Annotated in this window: 9 protein-coding genes and 1 pseudogene; 4 read left to right on the top strand and 6 right to left on the bottom strand. The window is 64.4% G+C overall.

Features of this window, described 5'->3' with window-relative positions; genetic code table 11:
- The 3 genes and pseudogenes from BMZ69_RS31920 to BMZ69_RS28160 all read right to left on the bottom strand — a co-directional run.
- Positions 1-261: pseudogene (locus tag BMZ69_RS31920) on the bottom strand (hypothetical protein); the annotation flags it as partial.
- Positions 262-1,015: 754 nt separating this feature from the next.
- Positions 1,016-4,138, bottom strand: coding sequence for an efflux RND transporter permease subunit (locus BMZ69_RS28165; protein WP_092163218.1), 3,123 nt, complete (start codon positions 4,136-4,138; stop codon positions 1,016-1,018).
- Entirely contained in the window at positions 4,135-5,259 is a 1,125-nt protein-coding gene (locus BMZ69_RS28160) for an efflux RND transporter periplasmic adaptor subunit (RefSeq protein ID WP_092163229.1), read from the bottom strand. Before BMZ69_RS28160 ends, BMZ69_RS28165 begins: the two co-directional genes overlap by 4 nt.
- A 78-nt stretch (positions 5,260-5,337) precedes the next feature.
- Between BMZ69_RS28160 and BMZ69_RS28155 the strand changes: the two genes are divergently transcribed.
- The 3 genes from BMZ69_RS28155 (at position 5,338) to BMZ69_RS28145 (ending at position 8,079) form a co-directional block, all read left to right on the top strand.
- Positions 5,338-5,931 carry a TetR/AcrR family transcriptional regulator gene (locus BMZ69_RS28155; RefSeq protein ID WP_092163217.1) on the top strand — a complete coding sequence of 198 codons (594 nt, stop codon included), beginning with the start codon at positions 5,338-5,340 and terminating at the stop codon, positions 5,929-5,931.
- Between the two features lie 98 nt (positions 5,932-6,029).
- Complete coding sequence (locus BMZ69_RS28150; RefSeq protein ID WP_244543590.1) at positions 6,030-7,232, top strand: multidrug effflux MFS transporter; 1,203 nt, start codon at positions 6,030-6,032, stop codon at positions 7,230-7,232.
- 25 nt (positions 7,233-7,257) lie between these two features.
- Positions 7,258-8,079 (top strand): SDR family NAD(P)-dependent oxidoreductase, encoded by an 822-nt coding sequence (locus tag BMZ69_RS28145; RefSeq protein ID WP_175507017.1) that lies wholly within the window; start codon positions 7,258-7,260, stop codon positions 8,077-8,079.
- A 111-nt stretch (positions 8,080-8,190) separates the two neighbouring features.
- Here BMZ69_RS28145 and BMZ69_RS28140 read toward each other — a convergent pair whose 3' ends face one another.
- The gene (locus BMZ69_RS28140) at positions 8,191-8,664 is read right to left on the bottom strand and encodes a methyltransferase family protein (RefSeq protein WP_092163224.1); all 474 of its coding nucleotides are present in this window, start codon (positions 8,662-8,664) and stop codon (positions 8,191-8,193) included.
- Between the two features lie 21 nt (positions 8,665-8,685).
- On the bottom strand, positions 8,686-9,579 hold the full coding sequence (locus BMZ69_RS28135; protein WP_175507018.1) for an NAD(P)/FAD-dependent oxidoreductase: 894 nt from the start codon (positions 9,577-9,579) through the stop codon (positions 8,686-8,688).
- Positions 9,580-9,809: 230 nt separating this feature from the next.
- Between BMZ69_RS28135 and BMZ69_RS28130 the strand changes: the two genes are divergently transcribed.
- Complete coding sequence (locus tag BMZ69_RS28130) at positions 9,810-10,457, top strand: TetR/AcrR family transcriptional regulator (RefSeq protein ID WP_092163208.1); 648 nt, start codon at positions 9,810-9,812, stop codon at positions 10,455-10,457.
- 333 nt (positions 10,458-10,790) lie between these two features.
- Here BMZ69_RS28130 and BMZ69_RS28125 read toward each other — a convergent pair whose 3' ends face one another.
- A complete protein-coding gene (locus tag BMZ69_RS28125; protein WP_210188108.1) occupies positions 10,791-11,789 on the bottom strand; it encodes an acetoacetate decarboxylase (ADC) in 999 nt (332 codons plus the stop codon).
- Positions 11,790-11,879 lie beyond the last annotated feature (90 nt).

The raw sequence follows: 11,879 nt of genomic DNA, 5'->3' as shown, positions 1-11,879 counted from the left end.
GGCTACCTCTCGCCCATCGAATACGAAAGACTGCACCATGAACTGACCTGAACCGCCATAGCCGTGAACAGTCCACGGAAGCGGGTCAACTCCAACTCCAGCGATGGCGCTGCGGGCCTCGACGAGCAGAAGGTTGGGTTCGGCCGCCAACGCCTGCGCCTGTGACACGAGCTGCCTCTGGCCACCGCGGAGCTCGTCGAGATACCGCCCGGCGATTTGAAGACGCTTGCACTGGCCCGATGCCTGGTCTGTCGCGGCCATGCTGAATGGACTTTCCGCGTTGCTACCTGGGCGAGGTCAGTTTCGTCTGCTGTGACGGCCGGCGCTTCGGCCGCCGCGTCGCGATCAATCTCGGAGCGAGCGCCCCGTCGATGCCGAATTCATCCTGGCGAAGTTCCGCGCCAATCGCCTGGCGCCGATAGCGAGCTGCTCCATCGCGCTCGCGGGCTCGTCGTGCCATTACTTTGAATCTTCAAGGCCTGTCCGCGCCAATAGCCGACCTTGGATCACTGCCGGTTAGCGGACATTGCTTTGAGGCCGACGGAGCCGAGTGCCGCCGGCCTACAATCTTTAGACCTGGAAGCTCCTGATCAACCGCGCCAGCTCGGCTTGAAACTGCTCATGGTGCTGGATGACGCCTGCCGCTGAACGGTCGGCATCCAGGATGACCGGAAGCCCTCGGGAGAGCAGCAAGTAGCCTTCCTGTGTCAAAAACAATCGCCTCAATCGGGCATCTTCCGGATCGGCAAGGACGGCGACCAGCCGCCGACGGAGGAGTGGCTTGAGGCTCGCGGTGACGGGGTCTTATCCGCGTCAAGAGCAGCGGCGACCTCACCGATGGATGGCGGCGCATCCACGTCGAGGCAGCTTAATAGGATCAGTTGCCCGGTGTTAAGGTCGAGATGCTGAAGAGCTGCGTCCGCTCTCCGAGACAGAACCCTGGCGGCACGCAGGATCGAAGCCGTAAGCCCGGTAGAGGCGTCATAGCCTGAGCTTGCGGAGGCTGGCCCATCGCTCACTCCGCCGCCTGCGCAAAGGCGGGCGGTGAAGTTGCGGCATTCGATCGGACATCGACCTTCTCGGTGGCTGTCACTGCCGGCTTGATCCTGAACCAGGCGGCGTAAAGCGCCGGCAGGAAGAGCAGGATGAGCACCGTGCCGACCGCCGTGCCGCCGATGAGCGTATAGGCCATCGATCCCCAGAAGACCGAATGGGTCAGCGGAATGAAGGCGAGAACGGCCGCGAGCGCCGTCAGAATGACTGGTCGCGTGCGCTGGACCGTCGCCTCGATGACGGCATGGTAGTCGTCCAGACCCGCGATCTGGTTCTCCTTGATCTGGTCGGTCAGGATCAGCGTGTTGCGCATCAGGATGCCGGCGAGCCCGATGAGGCCCAGGATCGCGTTGAAGCCGAAGGGCTGGTCGAAGGCGAGCAACGTCGGGACGACGCCGATCAGACCGAGCGGCGCGGTGAACAGCACCATCGTCATCATCGAGAAGGACCGCACCTGGAGCATGACGACGATCAGCGTCACGGCGATCATCAGCGGGAAGATCTTGCCGAGAGCATCATTCGCCTTGGCCGCCTCCTCGATCGAACCGCCCATGTCGATGCGATAGCCGGCCGGCAGCGCGGCGATCAGCGGTTGGAGCGCGGCCCGCACCTGCTTGGAGACCTCCGGAGGCTGCGTCGCTTCGTTGATCTCGGAGCGGACCGTGATCGTCGGCATCCGGTCGCGTCGCTTCAGCATCGGCTCCTCGTAACGAATCTCGGAGTGCCCGATCTGATCCAGGGGGATCTGCCGGCCGTCCTTGCTCATGAGGGAGAAGTCGGCGAGGCGCGTCGGGTCGAGACGCTCGGCGCCTGCGCTTCGGGCGATGACCGGCACGTTGCGGATGTCCTCGCGGACCTGCGTGACCGGCACCCCGCTCAGCAGGAACTGGAGTTGCTGGCCGACCTGCGCCGGCGACAGGCCAATCAGGTTGAGACGATCCTGGTCCGGCACGAAACGAAGCACCGGCGTGCGATTGCCCCAGTCGCGATTCGCTTCCCTGACATCAGGGACGCCGCGCATGATCTGCAGGGCCTGTTCGGAGATCTTGTAGAGCTCAGCCGGATCGGGGCCGACGATGCGAAACTCGACCGGGAACACCGAAGGCGGTCCGAAGACGAATTGCGTGGCGCGGACATAGGCCTCGGGCGCGAGCCCATTCGAAATCGCCTCTCGCAGCCGAACCTTGAGCTCTTCGCGCGCACGCGCGTCGGGCGTCAGCACGACGATCTTGGCGAAGGCCGGATCGGGCAGCTCCGGCGACAGCGCCAGGAAGAAACGCGGCGCGCCCTGGCCGACATAGCTGGTGACGATCTTGGCTTCCGACTGCTGGTTGAGCCAGCGCTCGACCTTTTGGACCGCGGCCGTCGTGGTCTCGATGCTGCTGCCTTCCGGTAGACGCATTTCGACGAGTACCTCGGGCCGATCCGAGGTGGGGAAGAACTGCTGCTTCAGCCCGCCCATGCCGACGCCGGAGAGAGCAAAGGCGATGCCGACGATCGCGCAGGTCAGGAACTTGTGGTCGACGGCGAAGGTGATCAGCCGCCGCAGGCGTCGATAGTTCGGCGTGTCGTAGATGGCGTGATGGCCGCCGGGGACGGGCTTGATCTCCGGCAGCATCTTGACGCCGAGATAAGGAGTGAAGATCACCGCCACGATCCAGGACACGATCAGCGCGAAGCCGACGACCCAGAAGATGTTGCCGGCGTATTCGCCGGCCGTGGAGGAGGCAAACCCGACGGGCAGAAAGCCTGCAATCGTCACCAGAGTGCCAGAGAGCATGGGCGCCGCGGTATGGCTCCAGGCATAGGCCGCCGCCTTGATGCGATCCATGCCCTCTTCCATCTTCACGACCATGACCTCGATCGCGATGATGGCGTCGTCGACGAGGAGGCCGAGCGCCAGGATCAGCGCGCCCAGCGTGATCCGGTCGAAGAACCGGCCGGTCTCCAGCATGATGAAGAAGACGGCGGCCAGCGTGATGGGGATCGCCGCGGCAACGACGATGCCGACGCGCCAGCCAAGGCTGAGCAGGCTGACGAGCAGCACTACGCCCAAAGCCATCGCGAACTTGATCATGAACTCGTCGACCGACGCAGCGATGTTGACCGCCTGGTCCGTCACCTTTTCGAGCGACATGCCGAGCGGCAGCGTCCGGCCGATTGCGGCAGTCTTATTCTCAAGATCCTTGCCAAGCGTCAGCCCGTTCCAGCCGTCCTGCATCACGGCGGCGAGCATGAGGCTGGGCTCGCCCTGATGCCGGATGACGAAGCTCGCCGGATCCTCGTAGCCGCGGCGGACATCCGCGATGTCGGAGAGCTTCAGCGTCCGGCCTCCCGCGACGATCGGCGTGTCGGCGATGGCCTGGACGCTGTCATAGGCGCCATCGACCCGGATGAAGACGCGCGGGCCTTTGGTATCCACCGAGCCCGCCGGCGTGACCGTGTTCTGCCGCTGGAGGGCGGTGACGATGTCCTGGGCGGAAACGCCGAGCGTCGCGAGCTTCGCATAGGAGAACTCGACGAAGATCTGCTGAGGACGCTCGCCGAGAATGTTGACCTTCTTTACCCCTGGCACGTGCAGGAGATCCTGCCGGATGATCTCGGCCTGCCGGGCCAATTCGCGCATCGGCATGCCCTTCGCCTTCAGCGCGTAGAGCGCGAAGCTCACATCGGAGTATTCGTCGTTGACGAAGGGGCCGAGCACGCCGGGCGGCAGGTTGCGCGCCTCGTCGGCGAGCTTCTTGCGCGCCTGGTAGAACTCCTCCTGGACGCGGGACGGCGGGGTGGAGTCCTTCAGGTTGACCGTGAGATAGGCATAGCCCGGCCGCGTCGTGGTCTCGACACGGTCGTACCAGGCGAGCTCCTGCAGCCGCTTCTCCAGCGGCTCGGCGACGAGGTCCTGCATTTCGCGGGCGGTCGCGCCAGGCCAGACCGAGGTTACGGTCAGCGTCTTGATGGTGAAGCTCGGATCTTCGGCCCGCCCGAGCTTGACGAAGGCGTAGGCGCCGGCGGCAACGAGCAGGATGATCGAGAACAGGGTGACGGCCCGCTCGCGGACGGCGATCGCCGAGAGATTGAAGCTCATCGCGAGGCCGCCTTGATGCTCGAGGACGCTCGGACCGGCTGGCCTTCGCGCAGGAGATGCGCCCCGAGAGAGACGATCTGGCGCCCGGCCTGCAGTCCCGAGACGACGGCCGTCTCGCTCGTGACGCGAACGAGACGCACGGGTTGGAACGTCACGGCGGAGCCTGCCTCGTCGAGCAGCCAAACGCCGGTCTTCTGTCCGTCGTCGAGAATCGCTCCGAGCGGAACCTCCGTCTCGGTGTCTGTCGCCGTATCGGAGAGGCGGATCGTCACGGTCGCGCCCAGCGGCGCCAGCGCGGCCTCGCTTTCGAGGACATAGCGGGCCTCATAGGTCCGGGTCTGCGGATCGGCCGAGTCGGACAACTGGCGCAAAGTGGCGCGGAAGCTGCGTCCCGCGACGCCGTAGAGCGTCGCCTGGGCGGCGGAGCCGATCAGAGGCCTTATCGTTTCGGGCAAGACCACCAAGGCTTCCCGCGGGCCCGTCTGCGCGAGACGGACGACCACCTGTCCCGCGGCGACGACCTGCCCGGGCTCCGCCAGGGTCTCGACGATGATCCCGGCCGCGTCGGCGACGAGCACGGCATAGTTGAGCTCGTTCTCCGCGACATTCGCCTCGGCCTCCGCGGCGGCGGCCTGGGCCTTGGCGGTGTCGAGCGCAGCCTTCGCCTGCTCGTAGCGCTGAGGGCTGGCGGCGAACCCGTTCTTCACGAGCATCGCGTAGCGCGCCTCGTCGGCCGTCGCCTGCGTCAGCACGGCTCGGGCGGCGATGGCCGCATTGCGCTTGGCGGTGAGTGCCAGCCGCAGATCCGTCTCGTCGACCCGCAGAAGCGGCTGTCCCGCCTTCACGGACTGTCCGACATTGACCAGCCGCTCGACGATCTTGCCCGGAACCCGAAAGCCGAGATTGCTCTGCACGCGCGCCGCGATGACGCCCGTGAAGCGCCTGTCGGCGCCCATGACCGGGCTCGCCGCCGACACGCGGACGATCGGTGGCTCCAATCGGGGATCTACGGCAGCCGAAGGAGCGGGTTTGTGCCCGATCAGCAGAACGGCTCCGCCGATTCCGGCGGCGGCCACGATGCCCGCGACCGCGAGCAGGGTGAACCGGGATTTCCTTGTCATGGCGCTTACCAAATAGATTGCATTTGACATCTATGACTGATATAGAGTTCGAACGCAATCTAATTTTCGGAGCACAGAATGCGGGTCTCCCGGGAGCAAGCGGCACAGAATAGGGAGCGGGTGATCGAGACGGCGAGCCGGCTCTTTCGCGAGCACGGCTTCGACGGCATCGGTCTCAAGGACCTGATGGCGGGCGCCGGCCTGACGCAGGGCGGCTTCTACAAGCAGTTCGCGTCGAAGGACGAACTGGCCGCACTGGCGTCGCGGCAAGCGATCGCCAGTGCGGCCGAGCGCTGGTCATCGGCCGCCGCTTCTCGGCCGGATGACCCGCTCTCGGCAGTCGCGGAATTCTACCTCAGCCCTGAACATGTCGCGGCACGCGCCGAAGGATGCGCGTTCGTCGCGCTAGCATCCGACGCGGCACGGCAGGGACCGGAGGTGAAGGCCGAGTTCGAGGCCGGCATCCGCGCGAACCTCGACATGATTGCAAGCCTGTCCGCGGAAGAAGATCGTGACGCTCTTCTGGCGAAAGTGTCGATGATGGTCGGAGCCGTCCTGCTGTCGCGGACGGTCAACGACGAGGCGCTGGCGCGCCAGATCCTGAACGCGGCTGGCTCCCAGATCGCCGCCCATGCGAAGCCGCCCGGCGGCAAGCAGGAGGGCGTGCAGTGAGTGCCGCGGAAACTGCGCTCGACGGACCGTCGCAGATTTCCCAAACGGGCCTCGACCCACTTCGATCCGAAGCCCGCGAAGTCAGCGGTCCTATCGTCGTGCTTCTCGCCGGTCTGGCCGCCCTAGGTACGCTTGCGACGAACATTATACTCCCGGCTTTTCCACGCATGTCGGCCGAGCTTGGCCTGACGGGCACCCAGCTCGGGATTCTCCTGAGCAGCTTCTTCCTCACCTTTGCGCTGGGGCAACTGGTTGTCGGCCCGCTCTCGGATCGTTTCGGAAGAAGGGCGCTGGTTCTTGGCGGCCTCGCCACCTTCTTGGCGGGAAGCATCATCTGCGCACAAGCTGACAACGTGTCCGGGCTCGTGCTCGGCCGGGTCGTCCAGGCCATGGGGGCCTGCGCCTCATCCGTGCTCGCCCGCGCCATCGCGCGCGATCTGTGCCAGGGCGAGACGCTCGGGCGGGTGCTGTCCCTCACCATGATCGCCGGGGCCGTCGCACCCGGGTTCTCGCCGCTTCTCGGCAGCGTCCTCGTCGATCTGTCGGGCTGGCGAGCGAGCTTCGCGTTCGTCGCCCTCTGCGCGGCGGCGCTCGCGCTACTCTACCTGCGGCGGGTCGGCGAGACCCATCCGGTTGACGCCAGGAGCACGCTCGCGCTCGGCAATGTGGCGACGACCTATCGGTCCCTCCTCGTCGACGGTCGCTTCCTGTTGCCGGCCCTCTCGGTCAGCATGGTGCTGGGCGGCTTGTTCAGCTTCTTTGCCGCGGCGCCCGGCGTCCTGATGGGTCAGCTTGGACTGACGCCGCTCGAAATGGGTCTATCCTTCGCAGCGACGGTGCTGATCGTCTTTGCAGCCGGGTTCCTGGCGCCTCTGCTGGCGCGGCGCCATGGCGACCGGACCACTGGCCTCGCTGGGCTGATCATCTTCGCCGCCGGCTCGCTGGGGATGGTCGCAGTGGCGTCGCAGCCGACCTATACGACCTTCACCGCGGCTCTTTCGATCGTCCTCTTCGGCATGGGGCTGATCAATCCGCTCGGCACGGCGATCGCGCTGCAGCCCTTTGGCCGCCAGGCCGGCTCGGCCTCTGCGCTACTCGGTTTCCTCCAGATGGGCAGCGCGGCCATCGGTTCGACGCTGGCGAGCGCGATGCCGTTCTCGCCGTCGGTCTCGCTCGCCATCGTCATGACGGCAGCCTCGGTCGGCGCGCTCGCGGCCTTCGCTCCCGTCTATCGCGACCGTCCGCGACGCGAAAAGCAGCCTTCCACCATCATCGAAGCGCGGGTCTCGAACGATGCTTAGGGGCATCTATTCGAAAGGTCATCACATGCAGAACGCGAACGGTTCCCCCGCTGGAAGCACCTTGGACGCGCCCTCGGGAAAATGGGCCCTTGTGACGGGCGCATCGAGCGGCCTCGGCGTCGAATTCGCAGAGCTTCTGGCGGCTCGAAAGGTCAATCTCGTGCTCGCGGCGCGGCGACGCGAGCCGATGGAAAGGCTCGCCTTCGAGCTTCGCCGGAAGCACGGCGTCGAGATCCATGTCGAGCCGGTCGACCTCTCCGCTCCCGGCGCTGCCGGCCGTTTGAAAGAGAATCTGGACGCGAAGGCGCTGCGGATCGATCTCCTGGTCAACAATGCGGGCTTTGGCCTGCACGGCGACTTTCTCGACACGCCGTTCGCGCGCACCGCCGAGATGATCCAGCTCAATGTGACGGCGCTGACCGAGCTGAGCTACGCCTTCGGGCGGGACATGGCCAGCCGAGGCTCCGGCGAGATGCTTCTCGTCGCCAGTCTGCTGGCCTTCCAGCCGGTTCCCACCTATGCGGCCTATGCCGCGACGAAGTCCTATGTGCTCTCCTTCGGCGAAGCGCTTCACGATGAGTTGCGTTCGCGAGGCGTCGTCGTCACCACGCTCTGCCCCGGCCATACCGAAACCGGATTCGATGCGGCAGCCGACGCCCGCGTCTCGCCGATGCTGCGCAGGCTGACCATGAAGCCTCGCCCCGTCGCCGAGGCTGGATTGAGCGCACTGGCTCAGGCAAAGCCATCCGTCATTGCAGGTCTGCTCAACAAGGTCGTCGCATTCACGAACCGCTTCACCACGCGATCGATGCAGCGGGCTTCGATGCGAAAGGTGATGGCGCCATGAGACCGATCTCCAAGCTTCAGGTGTCAGGCTTCTCCAAGAGCGGTCGGCTGAGGATCAAAGCCTGAAGGGCGTCCGAGGCCAGATGGTCCGCAGGCGGCAGCAGCGGAATAGTCAGAGCCAGCGGCGAACCTTGGCCTTGTAACGGCGGTAGTCGTCGCCGAACTTCGCTTCGAGATAGCGCTCCTCGCGGGCGATCACCTGCGTCTGGATCGCGATCAGCAGCAACTGGAGCAAGACGAAGGCGATCGGTCCGTCGAAGCCGATCGCAAGGCCGGCACAGACAAGCGCCATGCCGAGATACATGGGATTGCGGGTCCACCGATAAGGGCCGGTCGTTGCGATGAGGCTCGTAGGCCGCGACGGCCGAACGTTGGTGCCTAGCCGCCGGAACAGCCCCGCCGCCGCGAGCATTATCGCCGCGCCCGCAGCGAACAGCAGCGCGCCTGCTGCGACCAGCAACCGCCAGTCGATCCCGAAAGAGCGCAGAGCGACGAACCGCTCCGCCGCCAGCCCCAGCAGCAGAGCTCCCAGATATATGAGGGGCGGGGGGAAGCGCACACCCGCGCTGTCCGGTTCGACGGCCATGTTCATCTCCATTCTCTGCTCTCAAACCAGCATCGACTGCTGGGCGAAGATGCCCGCCATCGCGCCTTGCCATGTTGCCGTGGTGACCGAGGGGATCCCGGGGTTGGCGAGGTCGCCGGCGGCATAAATGCCGGGCGTGCTGGTTTCGCGGCGGTCGTCGGTCTTGATTGCGATGCCGGTTGGCGTAGCGACGGTGGTGAGACCTAGTGTCTCATGCAGGCTGGCGGACGGCTTGTTGCGCGGATGCGCGAACAGAATGTCGACCGCGACATCGGGGCCGGTATCGATCTTGATGGTGGCACCATGGCTCCCGTGACGGGCGACCCCGGTGATCCGTCCATCAATGACAGGTACCTTGCGGCCTGCCAGATCGGCCCGGAAGTCGGGTGCGATGTCGTGGACATCAGCGAAGACCGTCAAATTGTCGGTCCAATCGTGAAACAGCCTGACCTGATTCATCGACTGCGGACCCGACCAGACAAGGCCCCAATGCTGGTCGGCCACTTCAAAGCCGTCGCAATAGGGACAGGGCACGATGGCGGTGCCCCAGGCTTCGGCAAAGCCCGGAACATCAGGCATCTGGTCGACGATGCCATAGCTCAGGATCAGACGGCGCGCCTTAAGGCTTTCGCCATCGCCGGTGAGGACGGAAAAATCGTCGATGGCGCCGGAGACGCTGTCGGCCCCGGCATTGACCAGCCTGATCGTGGGATAGTGCGCCAGTTGCCGCCGCGCCTCGGTCAGGATGGCCGATGGTGGCTTGTGATCGTGGCCGAGCATACCGTGCGAGCGGCCGGCGAAGCGATTGCGCTGCAGGCCGGTATCGAGAACGGTGACCTTGCGGCGGGCACGGCCGAGCTGCAGCGCGGCGGCGAGACCGGCAAAGCTGCCGCCGATGATGATGACGTCATTCATGGTGATGAGCTCCTTGTTCTGGTTGGAAGAGGATCGGCTGGACCTGGCGGTGGCCGGGGCGCGGGCGATGCCGATGGCGGAAAGCGCGGCAGCCAGCTTCAGCAGGGTTCGTCGCTGCATGGATCTCTCGTGCTTTCGATCGGCAAACGTCCGACGAACGCGCTTGCGTAATTTGGAAACTGAATGGTATCGTATAAGGAATTAGGATACTGTCAAGGACCATAATTGCCGTGACTGAAAACAACCAAGGCCGGCGCGGCCGGCCTCCCAACCAAGCGCTCGGTCAGACGATCGTCGACGCCGCGAGCGAACTCTTTGTGGAATTGGGTTTTCAAGCGACGACCCTGGACAAGGTCGCCCAGCGAGCGAAAATCTCGAAGCTCAGCATCTATCGGCACTTCGAGAACAAGGAGGCACTGTTCGGCGCGGCCATCGCGGCCCACTGCCATCAGTTTGCACCTCTGGCCCTTGTTGAAGGGGTCGAGGGATCGGCCGAAGATCAGCTCATGGCGGTGGGAACATCCCTGCTTCGCACGCTGCTGAGCCCGGACGTCCGCAGTGTCGAGGCCATGATCATGGCCGACAAGACGAACCAAAAGTCGCTAAGCAAGCTCTTTTACGAGGCCGGCGGCGCCCATGTTATCGGCCAAATCGAGGCCCTGTTGCGTCAGATGCACGCCAAGGCGCTCCTGAACGTGCCCGATCCTCTCCAGTCCGCCCGCTTGTTTGGCGCGCTTTTCAAAGGATCAGATCTCCTGATGATCGCGCGCTTCGATCAGGCGAGAGCTGAGAACGACAACGAAATCAAATCCTACTGCCGGTCGGCCGTCGCCATGTTCATCGCCGCGCACGGTGGCAACGACCACGCGCGGGGATAGCGTGTGGTCATGGACCTCGACAGAACCTGAGCAGCCGTAACGGTGCCAATGACGTTGTCGTCTGCCGGCGCGCAGCGGCCTGGTTCCAAATTGACTGTCTTCGCCCCAAGCAGAACACGCCATTAATGGGACGCCGGCCCTGGGCCACTCATCGAACATCCGGCGCGGATCGAATGCGCCACAAGCAGACTCTGAGTTCCTGCCCGAAAGCGGACCTCCCGAGAGCTGCGCGCTGATTGGATGCCGGCCTTGCGACCGGCAGTTCACTCTAACGATGGGGACCTCAGCAGGCTGGAGGCCAGTCGAGCTCCCAAATGAAGACCGGGGCACGCCTCACAGCACTTTGGGCGAGTATAGCGCGCCCTGGAACTCCGGCACGTATTCATACTTCACCAGCGTGCCGAGCTTGAGCGCCTTGATGTAGGTCGACAGGCTACCGTCCCCGAGCGTCAGCTTCACGGCATCTGCGCTGGAGCTGCTGGCATGGCGCAACTGGCGCGAGACCGTGTAGCCTGTCGTCAGGCGGCCCTTCTGGTCGAGGTTGGTGAAGCTGTTCTTGACCATCGATTCCTTGCTGGAAACATCGGCAAGCTTGCGCGTCTCGAAGGTGACATCGACCTTCCTGGTCTGTGCGTCGAAAATCTCGACGACGACGGATTTGTCGGTCTCCTTGTAACTGATGTCGGTCAGCCATTTCGGCAGGTTGTAGCCCACCACGCCGCGCACCCGGGCCAGTTCGGTGTTGACCGGAAGCTTGAGCACATAGCCCCAGAAATCGCTGTCCATCATCTGGCCGAGCAACGAGAAGGGGCCGAGATTGAAGGAGCCTGGCTTGTTGGTGATGACAGACAGGCCGATCTCTTCGTAGCTGTCATTATCGCAATAACGATAGATGTAAGCCGTCAGGGCGATCAGGCCTCGGCCGGGCCACACCTGAAGCGGCTGAACCTTCGCCAGCACCTCGGCCGGCATGAGTTCCTTCAGCTTGTCCAGGTCGGCCGTGAAGATCGCCGTGACCCGGCTGTTCTTGTAGTAGAAATTCGGGGAGTAGGACTCGAAGCCGATGTCGACGCGCTCCTTTTTGAGCTGCCTGAACCAGGAGAGGTCCACATCTGGCGCCTCTGCGGCAATGACCGACAGCGGAGGATTGGAGCGATAGCGGTCGTAGAGCCCGCCCTTGACCACGGGCACCTGCTGGCCAGCGATGTCGATCATGGTCGTGCTCTCCGGTTGCTTCATCACCGGGCGATCGTCCGCCCAACTGGAGCTGGTGAGCAGGCTCAGGATAGCACCGAACGCAGCGGCGAGATTTCTGGTGTTCATCGACGGCACCTCAAAGGGGTTGCTGATGTCGAAGCTCTAACGTTAAAGTTAACTTTAGTGTCAAGCGGCTTTCGTAGCTCCTTTGGGCGGCCGGACATG

This window comes from Allobosea sp. CRIB-10 (genome assembly GCF_900112185.1).
Taxonomy (GTDB): Bacteria; Pseudomonadota; Alphaproteobacteria; order Rhizobiales; family Beijerinckiaceae; genus Allobosea.
Note: the sequence above shows the minus strand (reverse complement) of the source record. Positions and strands in the feature narration are given on the sequence as shown.